This is a genomic window from Amycolatopsis sp. NPDC114478, assembly GCF_055633805.1.
The window spans coordinates 511,620-527,764 of record NZ_JBVKDO010000004.1 but is presented as its reverse complement, the minus strand read 5'-3'; the positions used below and the strand labels follow the sequence as shown (position 1 = coordinate 527,764).

The following is a 16,145-nucleotide window of genomic DNA, read 5'->3' as shown; positions in this document are numbered from 1 at the left end:
CTACGGCCAACCGTGACCAAACACCGCATCGCAGGGTGAACCGCACGTGAACCCGGTCTAACGATCCTCGCGGATCAGCCCGAGGTGCCGCTCTTCTTGCTCGTCGTCGTCTTGGACGTGCTGGTCTTCGACTTCGACGTGCTGGTCGGCGGGGGCTGTTCGCTGTTCGGGACCGGCGCGTTCGGGTCCGGCAGCGGGGTGTTGTTGCGCAGCGCGTCGAAGAGGACCTTCATCTTGCTGCGGATGAGCACCTCGTTGCCGCGGCTGTTGGCCATCCCGGTCGTCGGCACGGTCAGGAACGAGATCTTCGAGGGGTCGAGGCCCTTCATCGACTGCGCCAGCGTCATCATCTGCTTGACGCCGAGGTTGTCGCCGAAGGTGGCCTTCGCGAACGCCGTGATGAAGTCGCTCAGCTTGCCGGGGTCGAGCACGACGTCCGACGACATGACCTTCTTCAGCAGCGCGCCGATGAACTCCTGCTGCCGCTTGATGCGGCCGTAGTCCGACGTCGGGTCGCCCTTGACGTGCCGGGCGCGGACGAAGTTCAGCGCCTGGTCGCCCGAGATCGTCACGTCACCGGTCTGCAGCAGCACCTTGCCGAGGACGCCGTCGTCGATCGGGATCTCGTTGTGGACGGTGACGCCGTGCACCGCGTCGACCATCTCCTTGAAGCCGTTGAAGTCGATGCCCACGAAGTGGTTGATCCGCAGCCCGGTGAGCTGCTGGATCACCTTCGTGACGCACGACGGCCCGCCGACCGCGTAGGCGGTGTTGAGCTTCGCGATCTTCTGCTCGGGGACCTTCTCGTCGGTGTTCTTGTTCTGCGCGGGGTCCCAGCGCTGGCACTCGGGCCGGTCGATCTCGAGGTCGCGCGGGAAGGACGTGACGACGACCCGCTTCCGGTCGGCGGGGATGTGCGCGACCATCACGGTGTCGCTCCGGGCGCCCGGAGTGCTGTCGGCCGTACCGACGCCTTCCTCGGCGGAAGCGCCGTCACGGGTGTCGGAGCCGACCATCAGGAAGTTCTCGTCGTTGGCCTGGGCGTCGGCGTCCTGGATGTCGGACGAGTTCTCGTCGAGCGCGGAGACCTGCGTGAACTTGGCGTCGAAGTAGGTCTGCGCGCCCCAGGCGCCTCCGATGCCGAGGAAGACGAGCCCGGCGACGACGGCCGCGGCGATCCGGCCGAACCGGACCGAGCGCTCGATCTTCCGCGCTTTCTTCTCCTGGAGCCGGGTCTGTTCGGCCTTCTCGGCGTCCGCTTCTTCGGGTGCCGGCGTAGGCGTGACGACGCGCTGAAGCGCTGTACGCGTGCTCTCGATGAGCGAAGCGGGCGAGAGCCGCTCACGGCGTTCGCGACGCTTCGCCTCTTCGGCGTTCATCTCGTCGTGGGCGGCCGAGAAGCGGGCGAGGGTGTGGTCGATCTTGCGGCGGTACTGGGTGGCCTCGTCGATCGCTTCCATCTCATCGGTCATGGTGAGCGGATCGAGCTCGGCCCGAGCGGGCACGGCACCCGGCCGCCGCTTGGGGGCGTCGACGGCGGCTTCGGCACCGCTCTGCGCCACAGCGCCCTCGGTCGCGGCGCGGCGCGGGCCGGGACTGTCGGGCGTGGCGCCGGGGCGCGTGCGGCGTGCGGCAGGCCCTTCGGCAGCGGGACGGCGGGCGGGCCGCTGCACAGCGGCTGCCTCGGCGGCCGAGCCCTCGGGGCCGGGGCGCCGGGCGGCGGCTGCATCAGGCGCTCCGGCCCGGCGAGCCGCAGGACCACCGGCGGCGGCCGGACGCTGCGGTGCGGCCGCTTCGGGGGAACTTTCGGTGCGCCAAGTGGCGGCGGGGCCGTCGGCCGCGCCGCGTCGGACGGCGCCTTCGGCAGCGCGGCGGGCGGGCTGCGGTGCGGGTGCTTCCGGGGAAGCCTCCGGACTCGGGCGTCCCTCGGCGGCACGGCGGGCCGGGCCCGCTGAGCGCGGAGCGGCGGCTTCCGGGGAACCGTCAGGACCCGGGCGGCCCTCGCCGGCAACGCGTCGCCCGGCGGCCGGGCGGGGTCCGGCGGCTTCGGGAGAATCCTCACCCGCGGCACGGCGACCACCGGGCGCGGCCGGGCGCTGCGGTGCGGCTCCCTCCACCTCCGCAGCCGGCCGCCTCACGCGGCGCGGGGGCTGGGGTGCCGCAGTCGTCTGCTGGGGGCCCGGGTTCGCCGCCGGGGGGCGGCGCTGCAGCGGGGCCTCCGGGGCCGGAGCCGCCGCCGTCGTGCGGCGGGGCTGGCGCGGCCTCGGGGGGCGGGGTTGACGAGTGGCGTCCGCGGGTACTGGGTCCTCGCCGGGGTCCGCAGGCCGCGAACGCGGCGGGACGGGCGGCTCGGCCGCGCGGGCTCGGCGTCCCGGCTGTTCGGGACGGTCCTCCCGCGGCGGAAGCGGGCGAACGCCGGTGGACTTGGCTACGACGTCCGAGACGCTGATCCCGCCCTGGTCCTCCATCGACCGGCGTCTGCCGGTGCGGGGCCGCGCGGGACCGTCCGAACGGCAACCGGTTCCCGGGCTGTCGTGCTCGTCCGGCACTCGGTCTCCTTTCGCGCGATCAAAGGCGGGGTCGTGACTTGGCCGTCTTCCCCCGCGAGAGGTGATCGTTCCCCCGGAGGTTTTCGTTATCGTACGGATACCCCCCGTTCGTGACGACACCCTCCCGGAATTTTCTTCACCTTGAGTCGACGAACGGCCGCTGGCCGTCGACAAACGGGTGACAGATGCCCGCAGCTTTCCGGGGTAATGGGGTGTTTACGTTACTCAGAGTGGGTTATTAACTGCGTACTTTGCGCGTCGTGATAGGCGACTTTGTTCCGTCCGGCCCGTTTCGCGGCATAGAGGAGGTCATCGGCGCTGCGCAGCTGGCGCTCGGGCGGCGCGGGGGCGTCCGGCCCCTCGTGGGCGAGGCCGGCGCTGATGGTCACGCGCAGTCCCGGCTGCAGTTCTGACCAGGGGTGACGGGCGACGCGCACGCGGGCGGCGTCGACGATCCGGACCGCGTGCCCGGCGTCGACGCCGGGCAGCCACAGCACGAACTCCTCGCCGCCGTAGCGGGCGCAGAAGGCGTCCGGCGGCAGCTCCTCCTGCAGGAGGTCGGCGACCCGGCGGAGGACGCGGTCGCCGACGAGGTGACCGTACGTGTCGTTCACGCGCTTGAAGCGGTCCAGATCGACGAGCGCGATGCCGAGCGGACCGGTCTGCCGATCGGCGAACGGTCCGTACAAGCGCTCATCGAGGTACCGCCGGTTGTAGCTCGACGTCAGCGCGTCCCGCAGGCTGCCGTCGCGGGCGATGTCCAGCGCGGAGCGGAGGTGCTGGTAGGCGCGCCGCCAGTCGCCCTGGGTGGCGAAGAGCGTCGCGACGGCCTCGTGGAGGCGCAGCAGGTCGGGCGCCGGCGGGGTTCGGCGCAGCACGCCTTCGTCCCCGGCGACCATGCCCACCTCCACCACGCAATGGTTGTCGTCGTAGCGGAGGCCGCGCTTGAGGACGAAGGTGAATTTCGCTCAAACGGGAGTGCGACGGTGACGCTCCGAAGTCGTACCGTCAGAGTCCGGAGAACGGCTCGATGCCCTTGAGCTGTGCGAACTGATCCTTGGCCCAGTAACTCACATTAGCCGTTTCGTTGCTCAGTAGCTCTTGGTAATCGGTCCACGGAACCCAGCGCCACTCGCCGACCTCGGCCGGGTTGGGTTCGGGCTCGGCGTCGGCCCAGGCGGCGAAGACCGGGCAGAACTCGTTCTCGACGATCCCCTGGAACGGCGGCGTCCGGTAGCGGTACTTCGGCAGCACGCAGTGCAGGTCGCTCAGCGACGGGAGCCCGAGCTCGTAGCCGGCCCGCCGGCGGACGGCGTTCTCGAGGGACTCGCCCGGCGCGGGGTGGCCGCACACGCTGTTGGTCCAGACCCCTGGCCAGACCTTCTTGTGCAGCGAGCGCTGGGTGATCAACAGGGCGTTGTCGGCGCGTCGCAGGACGTAGCACGAGAAGGCCAGGTGCAACCGGGTGTGCTCGTGGTGGCTGGCCAGCTTCGGGCCGGTTTCGCCGGTGGGCACGCCGTCTTCGGTGACGAAGACGACCTGCTCGGTTTCGGGTTCGGTCGCGGTGTCCACAGCCCCAGTGAACACGACGGGCGGCGGGCTCCCGTACCGCGATGCGGGTGGGTTACCGGCGGTCCGCCCGGCCGGGTGACGCGCCGTTACCGCGCGTCGAGGTGCTCGACGATGAGCGTCGTGACGGCTTCGGGTGCCTCTTCCGGCGCCCAGTGCGTGACGTCTTCGAGCATCTCGAACCGGTAGGGCCCGGTGACCCAGTTCGCGGTGTCGAGCGCGGCGGTCGAGCCGAAGGAGACGTCCTCGGTGCTCCAGATGTACAGCGTCGGCACGGAGATCTTGCCGATCTTCCCGCCCGGCCGGCCGGCGCGGTACCAGTTGAGGGCCGCGGTGAGCGCGCCCGGCTCGGACAGCCGCTGCACGTAGTCGTCGACCTTCGACGGCGGCAGCCGCCGCTCGAACATCTCCCGCAGCGCGCGGCCGTCGTTCTCCAGCATCCGCCGCTCGGTGACGCGGGTCTGGCGCCACTCGGTCATGTACCGCGTCCGCAGGTGCTGGTCCTCGTCGGTCTTCATGGCGTTGGCGAGCGCGGCGGGGTGCGGCGTGGAGACGACGGTAAGGCTGCGCAGCCGTTCGGGGTGCGCGTCGGCGGTCCACCAGGCGACGGCGCCGCCCCAGTCGTGCCCGACGAGGTCGAACTGCTTCCAGCCGAGCTGTTCGGTGATCGTGACGACGTCCCCGACGAGGTGGTCGATGGAGTAGTCGGTGGCGGGTTCCGGACGCACATCGGGCGAGTAGCCCCGCTGATCGGGCGCGACGGCCCGGTAGCCGAGCACCCCGAGGGTGGCAACCTGGTGCTCCCACTCGACGGCGGCTTCGGGGAAGCCGTGCAGCAACAGCACAGGCCGGCCATCTTCGGGACCGGCGGCGATGGCGTCGAAGGAACCGGCTTCCGTGGGGATGCTGATGTGGTCGATCACGAGGCCGAATCTACTTCGCCCGGTTGAACGTCGGGTGTCAGCCCAGCACCTCCTCCGTCGTGGCCACCTTCACCAGGGGGGCGTACAGCCTCATGATGTCCAGCGCCTTTGCGTGGCTCTCGTCGTCCACACCAGCGCACGCGTCCGAAACCACCGTTACCGATACCCCCGCGTCCGCTGCTGCCAACGCTGTCGACAGCACGCAGCAGTCCGTTGACACGCCCGCCAGCAGCAAGCGCGCGCCGCCTACTCGGGTGGCCATTCGGGGTGTCCACTTGCCGAACGTGGTTGCGTCTATTGTGGACTGTGGCCGGAACGCGTCGATCACTTGGTACAGCGGGGAATCCGGGGGTTGCAACGCGAACGGCCATTGCTCGTAGTACTGCTTCCACGCCCCCTCCGGCCGCTCTGGCGCGACGAACCGCGTGAACACCACGTCGTCGCCGAACGCCGTTACCAAGCGTTGGATGCGGGGCACCGCCTCGGCGAAGCGCGGCGTGAACCACTCGCTCGCCGGGTCCGCGAACACGTTCTGCAGGTCGATGACCGCCAGGACCGATCTCATGCCGCCTCCTGCGTGCGGATGCGCTGCCTGGTCGACAACGTCACCACGAAACCGAGCGCCAGTGCCAGCAGCACGCCGAGGTTCGCGTACGCCCACGAGCCGTCGCGGCCGCCCAAGCCGAGCGGTTCCAAGAGATAGCCCTGCCACTTCAGCCAGCCCGCCGACGTGTTCGTCACCAGGCCCCAGCCGAGTGCCGTCGCCACCAGGACCAGCGCAATCGGCCCGAGCCGGACGTCGCCGTAGCGGCCGGCCGGGTCGAACAGGTCGCGGTCGGCGTAGTCGCGCCGGCGCAGCAGGACGTCCGCGAGCATCACGCCGCACCAGGCCGCGACCGGGACGCCCAGCGTCACCAGGAAACCCTGGAACTGGCCGAGGAACTCGCCGCCGAAGAAGACGATGTAGACCGTGCCCGCCACCATGAGCACGCCGTCGACGAACGCCGCCACCGGGCGCGGCACGCGCAGCCCCGCCGAGAGCAGCGCCAGGCCCGACGAATAGATGTCCAGCACCGCGCCGCCGACCAGGCCGAGCACCGCGACGATCGCGAACGGCACCAGGAACCACAGCGGCAGCAACGTCGTCAGCGCGCCGATCGGGTCGGCCGCGATCGCCTTGTTCAGGTCCGGCGACGAGCCCGCCAGCAGCAGCCCGAACACCAGCAGCACCAGCGGCGCCACCGACGCACCGAACGTCGTCCAGCCGACGACGCCCCGGCTCGACGCCGACCGCGGCAGGTAGCGCGAGTAGTCCGCGGCCGCGTTGACCCAGCCGAGGCCGAAGCCGGTCATCAGGAACACCAGCGCGCCCACCCACTGCTGCGCCGAGCCGGACGGCAGCGCGCTGACCGCGTCCCAGTGCACGTCACCGGCGACCAGGACCACGTAGACCACCGTGAGCACGCCGGTGATCCAGGTGATCCACGTCTGCAGCTTCATGATCGCGTCGAAGCCGAGCACGCCGGCGGCGACCGTCAGCGCGGCGACCACGACCAGCGCGACCACCTTCGTCGCGGTGCCGCCGCCCCAGCCGAGGCGCTCGAAGACGGTCGACGTCGCCAGCGTCGCCAACGCCGTCAGCACGGTTTCCCAGCCGACGGTCAGCAGCCACGAGATCGCCGACGGCAGCCGGTTGCCGCGGACGCCGAACGCCGCCCGCGAGAGCAGCATCGTCGGCGCCGAGCCCCGCTTGCCGGCGATCGCGATGAACCCGCACAGCAGGAACGAGAACAGGATGCCGACGACACCCGCGACCAGCGCCTGCCAGAACGAGATGCCGAAGCCGAGCGTGAACGAGCCGTAGCTCAGCCCCAGCACCGACACGTTCGCACCGAACCAGGGCCAGAACAGCTGCCGCGGGCGCCCGCGCCGCTCGGCGTCGTCGATCACGTCGAGGCCGTTCGTCTCCACCTCGAGCCTGCGGGTACCGCTCATGTCGTGGCCTCCAGCAGCTTGTCGATCTCCGCCCGGCTCGGTGCCGTCGCCGGGCCGCGGCGGGTCACCGAAAGCGCTGCTGCCGCGTTGGCGCGCACGGCGGCGTCGAGGAGGGTACTGCCGCGCAGCAGCTCCGCGGCCAGTACGCCGCAGTGCGTGTCGCCGGCGCCGTTCGTGTCGACGGCGTCGACCTTGAAGCCCGGGACGTCGGTGACGCGCCCGTGCTCGTGGATGCGGCAGCCCTTCGGGCCCTCGCGGACGATGGCCACCTCCGGCAGCTCGCCGAGCGCCTCCGCTTCGCGCGCGTTGCAGCTCAATATGTCTACATAGGACAGTAAATCGTGTAGGTCTCCAGGGGTGAGGTCACCGGCCAACGGGCCGGGATCGAAGAGGGTTCTCGAGCCGGAGATGTGGGGAAGCCACTCGGCGAGAGCCCTGCGATTGCTTCTATGCAACCAACTGTAGCCGGACACGTACACGACGTCGTCACTCTTTGGGAGGATGCTGGCGAGCGCCGCGGGCGTCAGCCGCCCTTCGGCTCCGGTGCCGGTCGCGAAGGTGCGCTCGCCGCTCGCGTCGACGAGCGCGACAACGATGCCGGTGTCCAGCTCCGGCGTCGGTTCGTGGGCCAGTTCGACGCCTTCGGCCGTCAGGGCGGCACGCACGAGATCGCCGAAGGCGCCGGTGCCGTGGCTGCCCGCGTAGAGCACGCGGGCGCCGGAGCGCGCGGCTGCCGCCATGACGTTGAAACCGCCGCCTGGCAACAGATCCGTCGAAGACGCCATGACGTCGCCGCCCGGCGGGGGCAGGGCCGGTACGGCCATGACGAGGTCGAGGACGACCTGCCCGGTGTGCACCAGCCGCCCGGTCATCGGCGGCGCAGCTTGAGGAGCTCGTCGACCAGCGGGCCGAATTCGAGGCGGTTGACGGCCAAGACCGTCTCGACGACGTCGGGGCGGAAGACGCCGACCCCGTGCACGGCGCCGAGCATCGCCCCGCAGATCGCGGCGACCGTGTCGGTGTCGCCACCCAGCCCGGCGGCCAGGCGCAACGCCGCCGGCGGGTCGTCGCCCATGGCCTCGGCCAGCGCGAACGCGGCCACGACGGACTCCTGCGACGCGACGGACGTCCCGATGACCCGCGCGACCGCGTCGGCGACGGCGTCCGGCGCCATGCCCCGCACCCAGCCGCGCGCCCAGTGGATGCGCGCGGCGATTTCCCCGCCGGGGGCCCAATGTCCGCGTTCCCCGCCGACGACGGCGGCGCGCTCACCCGCGTCGAGCGCTTCGGGCAGGCTCGCGCCGTCGACCCCGGCGGAGACCGCGGCCGCGACCGCGGCGGCGGCCGCGATGCCGAGGCTGGTGTTGTGCGTGACGCGCGCGGTCGCGACGACGGCGTCGACCAGCCGGTGCAGGTCCTCGGACGGGGTCGCGATGCCGACCGGCGTGACGCGCATGGCGGCGCCGTTGGTCGTGCCGGTGCGGCCGGCCTCGTCGGCCGGAACGCCGTCCTGCAGCCGGGAAAGCGCGCGTTTCGTCGACGGGCCGAGCAGGTCGGCGGAGCCGCGGCGGACCATGTCCGCCTCCCAGATGAGCAGGGCGTCGGCGAAGACGTGCGGCTCGACGGTGCCGCGGCCGTCGATGAGCAGCCGGGCCAGCAGCAAGGCCTGTTCGGTGTCGTCGGTGACCGACCCGGCGGGCATCGACGGCGCGACCGGCTGCTCGGCGACGGCGGTCAACAGGCCGGTGACGGGCCCGTAGGCGGCGGCGATCGCGGCGCGGGACATGGACTGCGTCGGCATGCCGAGCGCGTCGCCGACGGCCAGGCCGGTGAACGCGCCGAGCGCCCGGTCCCGCGCGTTCACCGGTGTCCGAAGGTGAGGTGGAACTGGAACCGGTCGGGGTCCAGCAGGCTGACGACGCGTTCGACGAGCCGGCCTTCGACGTCCACCGAGGTGCGTTCGGCGCGGAGGAAGAGCTCGCCGATGCCGCGGCCGAGGAGTCCGGCGGCGCTGGCGTCGAGGCGTTCGGTGCTGATCCACTGGTCGCCGCCGACGGAGATCCGCCCGGCGGCTTCGAGGGTCTTGGTGAGGGAGCCGTCGCGGAGGCCGGTCTCGGGGAGGTCGGCGAGCAGGCCGTCGGCGGGGACGGTGGCGGTTTCGAGCGAGACGCCCCGGTCTCGCTCCCGCCGCAGCCGCCGGACGGCGACGTAGGCCGTCTCGCCGAATTCCTCTTCGAGGGCTTGGTCTTCGACGGCCTCGATGCCGAGGAGCTCGGTGGTGACGGGGGAACCGGCGTCGGCGAGGGCGCGGGCCCAGCCGATCCGCTGGTCGAGCTGGACGCCGTCGAAGGTGACGAACGAGCCGACGCCGGCCTGGGTGGAGATGAGCTCGAGCTGCTGGAGCTCGGAGAGGGCGCTGCGGACGGTGCCGCGGCTGACCTGGTACTGCAGGGCGAGCTGGTTCTCGCCGGGGAGCCGTTCGCCGTGGGCGAGGCGGCCCGACCGGATCAGGTCGGAGAGGTCGCCGACGAGCTGCTGCCGCTTGCTGTACATGTACACACCTGTACACCCTCGCGTTGTCGCAGGTCAAGCGGCGACGAGTTCCCGTTGCGCGTCGGCCGCGATCAGCTTGCCGGCCTGCTCGGCGACCTTCCCGCCGGCGACCATCATCAGCGCGAAGGCACCCACGAAGATGACGGTGCTCAGCCACACCATGGTTTCGATCGGCAGCGTGAAGGCGCCGACCACGCGGGCCGCGGACTCGAGCACGAACCCGATGCCCCAGATGACGCTGGTGTGGCGCAGGATCGAGTCGAAGCGCGCGGTGCCGCTCAGGCGTTCCCAGGCGGCTTCGTTCTCCGCCTTGCCGCGGGTGAGGAACGGGCGCATCGCCTTGGTCATGATCGGCGCTGCCGTGAACGCGGAGACGAGGATGACGAGCCCGGTGATGCCGCTGCCGATCGAGTCCTTCGCGATCATCATCCGGGCGTCGCCGGAGACGAAGGTCAGCAGCATGCCGACCACGTTCGTGACCAGGACGACCAGCGCGAGGCCGTTGAGGGTGCGGTGCTTGGCCAGCTGCTGGAGGGTCCTCGCCAGGGGGACGACGCCGCTGAGGGCGAGCGAGAGGAAGACGCTCACGCCGAGCGCGTGGAGCCCGTAGTAGACGCCGATGGGAACGGCGATCTCGATCACGAGGGACTTGAGCGGGGAACCGTTGTTCGTCATGGGAAAAGCTTGTCGCGGCAGGGAGTTTTGGACGGATGCCGTCCGCCACGACTTGGACCTGACAGATGTCACGGCCGGAGGACATCCCGGAGATCGCGAAGGCCCTGCACCGGCCTGCCGCTCTTCGGGCTCAGCCTCCCGAGTGCATGTCTTCCGCCTCGGGGACGCAGTCGTCGTCCGGGTCGTCGAGCCAGCCGTGGGGCAGCGTGACCTTGCCCGGCGATCCCTGACGGCCGCGCGGGCCCGTGGCCGCCTCGGGGAACGGCGCGTCGTGGTCGAGCTGGGCGATGAGGTCGTCGAGCTGGGTCATCGAAGACAGCATCGCGAAGCCGCGGCGCAGTTCCGAGCCGACCGGGAAGCCCATCAGGTACCAGGCCATGTGCTTGCGGATGTCGCGCATCGCCTTGTCGTGGCCGTCGTGCTCGACGAGCAGTTCCGTGTGGCGGCGCAGCACTCGCGCGACCTCGCCGAGGTTCGGCGGGGTCGGCAGCGGGCGGCCAGCGAAGGCGGCTTCCAGCTCGCCGAACAGCCACGGCCGGCCGAGGCAGCCGCGGCCGACGACCACGCCGTCGCAGCCCGTCTCGGCGACCATGCGCAGGGCGTCGTCGGCGGAGAAGATGTCGCCGTTGCCCAGCACCGGGATGCTCGTGACGGCTTCCTTCAAGGCGGCGATCTTCGTCCAGTCGGCCTGGCCGGAGTAGCGCTGAGCGGCGGTGCGCGAGTGGAGGCTGACCGCCGCCGCGCCCTCGGCTTCGGCGATGCGGCCGGCGTCGAGGAACGTGTGGTGGTCGTCGTCGATGCCGATGCGGAACTTCACCGTGAACGGCACGTCGCCGGCCGCCTTCGCGGACTCCCGGACGATCGCCTCGAACAGCTTCCGCTTGAACGGCAGCGCCGCCCCGCCGCCCTTGCGCGTCACCTTCGCGACCGGGCAGCCGAAGTTGGAGTCGACGTGGTCGGCGAGCCCTTCGCCGACGATGATCCGGACGGCTTCGGCCATCGTCTTCGGGTCGACGCCGTAGAGCTGCATGGACCGGGGCTTTTCGTTCGCCCCGAAGGTCATCATGTGCATGGTGCCGGGGTGCCGTTCGACGACGGCGCGGGCGGTGATCATCTCGCACACGTAGATGCCGGCGCCGTACTCGGCGCACAGCTGGCGGAAGGCGACGTTGGTGATGCCGGCCATCGGAGCGAGCACGACTGGGGGATCGACCTGGTAGGGGCCGATCTTCAGGGCGGGCTTGCTCAGGGTGGCGGTCACGTCCTCCATTGTCGCTTGTGGTGTCGATCACGTCGACCAGGGGCGGTCAAGCCACGAGGTCGTCCCAGCGGACCAGGACCGCCGTGGCCAGGAGGCCGGCCACGATGATCTTGATCAGGATCGCTCCGGTGCTCAGCCCGGTCACCGACGCGAAGTCCAGCAGCGCGCTCACCACGAACGCCGACGCGAACACCTTCGCGCCCCACCGCCGCTTGAAGGCGAGCGCGACGACCGCGACCAGCTGGATCGCCGTCGCGAACAGCGAGAGCACGAACCACGGCGAGGGATCGGCGGCGCTCACCAGGACCCTGATCGCGGCGACCAGGAGCACCAGCGTGCCGAGGCCGAAGACGGCCAGCATCACGGGCAGGAAGACCCGGCCTGCGCCGACGGGTGTGGCGCGGTCAGGCACACGGCGACGGGGCACGGCGAGCCTCCGCTCGACTCGGGAACCTCCACCGTGCACGACCGCGAGGCGGGCACCCACCGTGCTTTTGCCGACACGGTCCGCGGCTACTTGTCCCAGAACGTGACGTCGCCCGCGCGCTTCGGCGGGTTCAGGTCGACGGTGAAGCGGTCGGGGCGGCGGGTGCGGTGCTCGCGGCCGGCGGATCGTCGTTCCCGCCCGGTGCCGTGTAGTGATCGCACGAACCCTCCAGAACTTCGCCGGACCTATGGTGTGCGTATGACCGACAAGCCCCTGCGCTGGGGAATCATGGGGACCGGCGGCATCGCCGGGGCCTTCGCGAAAGACCTCGAACTGACCGGCTCCGGCGTCGTCGCGGCGGTCGGCTCGCGCACCGCCGAGAGCGCCGAGCGGTTCGCGGACGCGCACGGCGTTCCGACCCGTCACAGCAGCTACGAAGCCCTCGCGAACGACCCCGACGTCGACGTCGTCTACGTCGCCACCCCACACCCCCTGCACCACGGCAACGCGCGGCTCGCGCTCGAAGCCGGCAAGCCCGTGCTGGTCGAAAAGCCGTTCACCATGAACGCCGAAGAGGCGCGAGACCTCGTCGCGCTGGCGAAGGACCGCAACCTGTTCCTCATGGAAGCCATGTGGACGCGCTTCCTGCCGCACATCCGGCACATCCGCGAGCTGCTGCCCAGCCTCGGCGACGTCGTCACCGTCGCCGCCGACCACGGGCAGTGGTTCGCCGAAGACCCCGCCTTCCGGCTCTTCGCGCCCGAACTCGGCGGTGGCGCCCTGCTCGACCTGGGGATCTACCCCGTCTCGTTCGCTTCCATGGTCCTCGGCGCGCCCGATCGCGTCGCCGCCATGGCGACCCCCGCCTTCACTGGCGTCGACGCGCAGATGTCGATGCTGTTCGGCTACCCGAGCGGCGCGCAGGCCGTGCTGAACTGCACGTTGAGCGCCGTTTCGCCGACCACCGCGGTCATCGTCGGCACGGACGCGCGCATCGAGGTCGACGGGCCGTTCTACGCTCCCGCGTCCTTCACGCTCGTGCCGCGCGAAGGCGAGCGAGTCCGCTACGAGTACGTCGACGAGGGCCGTGGCCTGCGGCACCAGGCCGACGAGGTCGCGCGGCGGCTGGCGGCCGGCGAGACCGAGAGCCCGCTCATGCCGCTCGCCGAAACCGTCTCGATCATGACGACCATGGACCAGGTACTCAACGCGGTTGAGTAGTGCTACGGATCCGCCGGCGGGCCCTTGTGGGTGACTCTGTCCGGTATGACCACCGACGCAGATGTGCTCCTCCGGCTCGCCGGCGAGATCGACGACCTGGGGCGTCGTCTCGCCGTGGTGGGCTCCGAACTCCGGTCCGTCCAGGCCGACCGGCCGAAGCCGGCTGAGCAGCCGCGGCAGGCCGTGCCTCCGCAGCCGCAGCCGCAGCCGCAACCCCAGCCGCAGATGCCGCCGCCGTGGCCGCAGAACCCCTGGCAGCCGCCCCGGCAGCAGTACGTCCCGCCGCCGTCGCCCTACCTGCCGCCTCCGCCGCGCCCGACGCTGGGCGAGAAGCTCGGCAAGGAAGGCGCCGGCAGCCGCGTCCTGGCCTGGGTCGGCGGCGCCGTCACGTTGCTCGGCGTCGTCCTGCTGCTCGTGCTGGCCGTCCAGCGGGGCTGGCTCGGGCCGCTGCCGCGCGTGCTCGTCGGGGCCGCCTTTGGGCTCGCGCTGACCGGGGCCGGCGTCTGGCTGCACCGCAAGCCCGCCGGCCGCACCGGGGCGTTCGCCCTCGCCTGGACCGGCATCGCGACGCTCTACCTCGACGCCGTCGCCGCGACGACGCTCTACGACTTCCTGCCGGTCCTCGCCGGGCTCGCCGTGGGCCTCGCGGTCGCCGTCGGCGGGCTGCTCGTGGCCGTGCGGTGGGAGTCGCCGCTGCTGGCTTCCGTCGTCGTCCTCGGCTGTGCGGTCTGCGCGCCGATGATCACCCGCGGGTTCACGCCCGAACTCGTCGCCTTCCTGCTGATGGTCCAGCTCGCGACGGTGCCGGCGCAGCTGCGCCGCGACTGGTCGTCGCTGACGCTCGCCGCCGGGGTGCCACCGCTGTTCGCCTCCGTCGTCAGCACCGCGGTGGTGCACAGCGGCTGGGCGAACACCGCCGCGGCGCTCGGTGCGGGACTCGTCGGCGCCACGCTCGCGCTGATCGTCCTGCGCCGCCGGGAAAACGACCCCGCCGCGCTTTCCGTGCTGGCGACGGCGATCCTGCCGACGCTGGTCGCGGCCGTGCTGCTGCCCAAGGCCCAGGCCGTGCCCGTCGCGGCCGGTGCCGGGGTCGTCCTGCTCGCCGTGTGGGCGGCGCGCCGCTGGTGGCCGGGGCTCGCCGGGCAGCTGGCCGGCCTCGCCGGGCTGCTGGCGATCCTGCAGGCGACCGTCACGCAGTTCGACGGCCCGGCGCGCGCCGCCGTGCTGCTCGGCGAGGCGCTGCTGCTCGTCGTCGCCGCGCTGGGCGGGCGCAACAAGGTCGCCCTGGGCGCCGCGCTCGGCTTCGCGACGATCGGCGGCCTGATCGGTGTCTTCTTCGACGTCACGCCGGTGCTGCTGCTGGTCTACCGGGCGCGGCCGGTCGCCGACGTCGCGGGCGCGCTCGCGGTCGCCGCGCTGCTCCTCGCGGTTTCGGTCGCGTTGCCGTGGGCCGCGCTGCGCTTGGCGATCTTCCGCGGGCCGGCCGACGACCTGCCGATCTGGCTCGTCGCCGGGGTTTCCGCGCTCTACGGCGCCGGCGGCGTCGTGCTGTGCGCGTCGCTGCTGGCCGTCCCCAGCCGCACCGGCTTCCTGCTCGGCCACGCGCTGATCACGGTGTCCTGGACGCTCGCGGCGCTCCTGCTGCTCCTGCGCGGCATCGACGTCGTCGCGCTGCGCGTGATCGGGCTGGCCCTGGTCGGCGCGGCCGTGCTCAAGCTGGTGCTGTTCGACCTGGCGACGCTGGACGGCCTCGCGCGCGTCGGCGCGTTCCTCGGTGCGGGACTCGTCCTGCTCGCGGCCGGGACGCGGTACGCGCGGCGGGTCGCCTCGCGCTGACGCGGGAAGAATTGTCGGTGCCCTGTGGTTACCTGGGTCACAGCCCGACGACCAGGGGGAGCGACCGATGACCCACCCGAACATCGCCGACCGGTCCGCGGAGAGGATCGGCTGGCTGACCACCGTCACGCCGAAGGGACGGCCCGCACCGCGACCGGTGTGGTTCGTCCTGGAGGGCGACGACATCGTGGTGTTCAGCAAGCCGGACACCGCGAAGCTGCGGCACATCGAAGCCAACCCCGAGGTGAGCTTTCACCTCAACAGCAACGAAAGCGGCGGCGCGGTCCTCGTCGTGAACGGCAAGGCGCACCTCGAAGCCGGGAAGGCTTCGGAGGCGCCCGGCTACCTCGACAAGTACGGCCCGGCGTACGCCGCGATCGGGTTCGAGACGCCCGATGCCTTCGACGCCGAGTACTCCGTCCGCATCCGCGTGGTGCCCGACCGTACGTGGGGGTGGTGAGTATCAGTCCACAGTGGACAACTCAATACGCATGACCACGCGGCGCGGTGTCGGGTGGCTGACTTCGGTGAACCCGGCGTCGGCGAACACCTGACGGGCACCGACGTGCAGCTCGCCCCAGGTGTTTTCCTTACCTGGCCGGGTGATCATCGGGTACGCCTCGAGCGCGCGCGCACCGCGTTCGCGGGCTAAGCCGATCGTCGCCTCGGCCAACGGGTAGGTGAGGCCGCGGCCGCGGTAGCCCTTGCGGACGGCGAAGCACGTCACGACCCAGACGCCGGTGTCGTCCTTGTCCTCGGTGCGGCCGGTCCACGGGACGCGCGAGCCGCGCAGCTTGGGGTAGGCGGTCCGCGGCTCGACGGCGACCCAGCCGGCCGGTTCGCCGTCGACGTAGGCGACGAGCCCGCTGGTGGCGGCGCTCCGTTCACCGCACGCCGTCTGGCCGCGCAGCATCGCGGTCCGCTGCTCCTGCGTGGAGTCGCGCCAGATCCAGCCGGCGACCTTGAACCGCTGGCACTGGCAGCGGCCGGGGTAGTCGGCGGTGCCGAAGATCGCGACGAGGTCGTCCCAGGACGCCTCGTTGGCGGGGACGACGGTGACGTCGGCCGTCGAGCGGGTGTCGGTCATGGCCGGGCAGCCTAGGATCGGTTCCGGACGATCCACTTCCGGAATCGGG

17 protein-coding genes are annotated in these 16,145 nt (G+C 71.5%); 3 read left to right on the top strand and 14 right to left on the bottom strand.

Going from position 1 to position 16,145, the window contains the following annotated elements; translation table 11 throughout:
- Positions 1-74: 74 nt before the first annotated feature.
- The 13 genes from ACZ7OH_RS15255 to ACZ7OH_RS15195 all read right to left on the bottom strand — a co-directional run bounded on the left by ACZ7OH_RS15255 (position 75) and on the right by ACZ7OH_RS15195 (position 12,173).
- A complete protein-coding gene (locus ACZ7OH_RS15255; RefSeq protein WP_470281457.1) occupies positions 75-1,505 on the bottom strand; it encodes an LCP family protein in 1,431 nt (476 codons plus the stop codon).
- 1,265 nt (positions 1,506-2,770) lie between these two features.
- Entirely contained in the window at positions 2,771-3,448 is a 678-nt protein-coding gene (locus ACZ7OH_RS15250) for a GGDEF domain-containing protein (protein ID WP_470281343.1), read from the bottom strand.
- A 109-nt stretch (positions 3,449-3,557) separates the two neighbouring features.
- The gene (idi, locus tag ACZ7OH_RS15245) at positions 3,558-4,121 is read right to left on the bottom strand and encodes an isopentenyl-diphosphate Delta-isomerase (RefSeq protein WP_470281342.1); all 564 of its coding nucleotides are present in this window, start codon (positions 4,119-4,121) and stop codon (positions 3,558-3,560) included.
- Positions 4,122-4,207: 86 nt separating this feature from the next.
- Entirely contained in the window at positions 4,208-5,041 is an 834-nt protein-coding gene (locus tag ACZ7OH_RS15240) for an alpha/beta fold hydrolase (protein WP_470281341.1), read from the bottom strand.
- Positions 5,042-5,078: 37 nt separating this feature from the next.
- A complete protein-coding gene (locus ACZ7OH_RS15235; protein ID WP_470281340.1) occupies positions 5,079-5,606 on the bottom strand; it encodes a cysteine hydrolase family protein in 528 nt (175 codons plus the stop codon).
- Entirely contained in the window at positions 5,603-7,036 is a 1,434-nt protein-coding gene (locus tag ACZ7OH_RS15230) for a purine-cytosine permease family protein (protein WP_470281339.1), read from the bottom strand. Before ACZ7OH_RS15230 ends, ACZ7OH_RS15235 begins: the two co-directional genes overlap by 4 nt.
- A complete protein-coding gene (locus tag ACZ7OH_RS15225; protein ID WP_470281338.1) occupies positions 7,033-7,908 on the bottom strand; it encodes a PfkB family carbohydrate kinase in 876 nt (291 codons plus the stop codon). Before ACZ7OH_RS15225 ends, ACZ7OH_RS15230 begins: the two co-directional genes overlap by 4 nt.
- Positions 7,905-8,900, bottom strand: coding sequence for an ADP-ribosylglycohydrolase family protein (locus ACZ7OH_RS15220; RefSeq protein WP_470281337.1), 996 nt, complete (start codon positions 8,898-8,900; stop codon positions 7,905-7,907). The genes ACZ7OH_RS15225 and ACZ7OH_RS15220 overlap by 4 nt, the downstream gene beginning before the upstream one ends.
- Positions 8,897-9,589 (bottom strand): GntR family transcriptional regulator, encoded by a 693-nt coding sequence (locus ACZ7OH_RS15215; protein ID WP_470281336.1) that lies wholly within the window; start codon positions 9,587-9,589, stop codon positions 8,897-8,899. Before ACZ7OH_RS15215 ends, ACZ7OH_RS15220 begins: the two co-directional genes overlap by 4 nt.
- 33 nt (positions 9,590-9,622) lie before the next feature.
- On the bottom strand, positions 9,623-10,264 hold the full coding sequence (locus ACZ7OH_RS15210) for a VC0807 family protein (RefSeq protein WP_470281335.1): 642 nt from the start codon (positions 10,262-10,264) through the stop codon (positions 9,623-9,625).
- Positions 10,265-10,394: 130 nt separating this feature from the next.
- Complete coding sequence (gene dusB, locus ACZ7OH_RS15205; RefSeq protein WP_470281334.1) at positions 10,395-11,534, bottom strand: tRNA dihydrouridine synthase DusB; 1,140 nt, start codon at positions 11,532-11,534, stop codon at positions 10,395-10,397.
- Between the two features lie 37 nt (positions 11,535-11,571).
- Positions 11,572-11,937: a hypothetical protein gene (locus ACZ7OH_RS15200; RefSeq protein WP_470281333.1), complete on the bottom strand. Its 366-nt coding sequence runs from the start codon at positions 11,935-11,937 to the stop codon at positions 11,572-11,574.
- 101 nt (positions 11,938-12,038) lie between these two features.
- Positions 12,039-12,173 carry a hypothetical protein gene (locus ACZ7OH_RS15195; RefSeq protein ID WP_470281332.1) on the bottom strand — a complete coding sequence of 45 codons (135 nt, stop codon included), beginning with the start codon at positions 12,171-12,173 and terminating at the stop codon, positions 12,039-12,041.
- A gap of 37 nt (positions 12,174-12,210) precedes the next feature.
- Here ACZ7OH_RS15195 and ACZ7OH_RS15190 point away from each other — a divergent pair, with 37 nt between their 5' ends.
- The 3 genes from ACZ7OH_RS15190 (at position 12,211) to ACZ7OH_RS15180 (ending at position 15,469) form a co-directional block, all read left to right on the top strand.
- Positions 12,211-13,173, top strand: a complete 963-nt coding sequence (locus ACZ7OH_RS15190) for a Gfo/Idh/MocA family protein (RefSeq protein ID WP_470281331.1) — start codon at positions 12,211-12,213, stop codon at positions 13,171-13,173.
- A 45-nt stretch (positions 13,174-13,218) separates the two neighbouring features.
- Positions 13,219-15,009: a DUF2339 domain-containing protein gene (locus ACZ7OH_RS15185; RefSeq protein ID WP_470281330.1), complete on the top strand. Its 1,791-nt coding sequence runs from the start codon at positions 13,219-13,221 to the stop codon at positions 15,007-15,009.
- A 67-nt stretch (positions 15,010-15,076) separates the two neighbouring features.
- Positions 15,077-15,469, top strand: a complete 393-nt coding sequence (locus ACZ7OH_RS15180; RefSeq protein ID WP_470281329.1) for a TIGR03667 family PPOX class F420-dependent oxidoreductase — start codon at positions 15,077-15,079, stop codon at positions 15,467-15,469.
- A gap of 3 nt (positions 15,470-15,472) precedes the next feature.
- On the opposite strand, the gene ACZ7OH_RS15175 is transcribed toward ACZ7OH_RS15180, so the two are convergent.
- Positions 15,473-16,096: a GNAT family N-acetyltransferase gene (locus ACZ7OH_RS15175; protein ID WP_470281328.1), complete on the bottom strand. Its 624-nt coding sequence runs from the start codon at positions 16,094-16,096 to the stop codon at positions 15,473-15,475.
- Positions 16,097-16,145: the final 49 nt, after the last annotated feature.

Bases quoted from the DNA above. Each gene is read 5' to 3' on its own strand.
- ACZ7OH_RS15250 (WP_470281343.1), bottom strand. From the start codon at position 3,448: ATGGTCGCCGGGGACGAAGGCGTGCTGCGCCGAACCCCGCCGGCGCCC.
- ACZ7OH_RS15235 (WP_470281340.1), bottom strand. From the start codon at position 5,606: ATGAGATCGGTCCTGGCGGTCATCGACCTGCAGAACGTGTTCGCGGAC.
- ACZ7OH_RS15230 (WP_470281339.1), bottom strand. From the start codon at position 7,036: ATGAGCGGTACCCGCAGGCTCGAGGTGGAGACGAACGGCCTCGACGTG.
- ACZ7OH_RS15225 (WP_470281338.1), bottom strand. From the start codon at position 7,908: ATGACCGGGCGGCTGGTGCACACCGGGCAGGTCGTCCTCGACCTCGTC.
- ACZ7OH_RS15215 (WP_470281336.1), bottom strand. From the start codon at position 9,589: ATGTACAGCAAGCGGCAGCAGCTCGTCGGCGACCTCTCCGACCTGATC.
- ACZ7OH_RS15210 (WP_470281335.1), bottom strand. From the start codon at position 10,264: ATGACGAACAACGGTTCCCCGCTCAAGTCCCTCGTGATCGAGATCGCC.
- dusB (WP_470281334.1), bottom strand. From the start codon at position 11,534: ATGGAGGACGTGACCGCCACCCTGAGCAAGCCCGCCCTGAAGATCGGC.
- ACZ7OH_RS15190 (WP_470281331.1), top strand. From the start codon at position 12,211: ATGACCGACAAGCCCCTGCGCTGGGGAATCATGGGGACCGGCGGCATC.
- ACZ7OH_RS15185 (WP_470281330.1), top strand. From the start codon at position 13,219: ATGACCACCGACGCAGATGTGCTCCTCCGGCTCGCCGGCGAGATCGAC.
- ACZ7OH_RS15180 (WP_470281329.1), top strand. From the start codon at position 15,077: ATGACCCACCCGAACATCGCCGACCGGTCCGCGGAGAGGATCGGCTGG.
- ACZ7OH_RS15175 (WP_470281328.1), bottom strand. From the start codon at position 16,096: ATGACCGACACCCGCTCGACGGCCGACGTCACCGTCGTCCCCGCCAAC.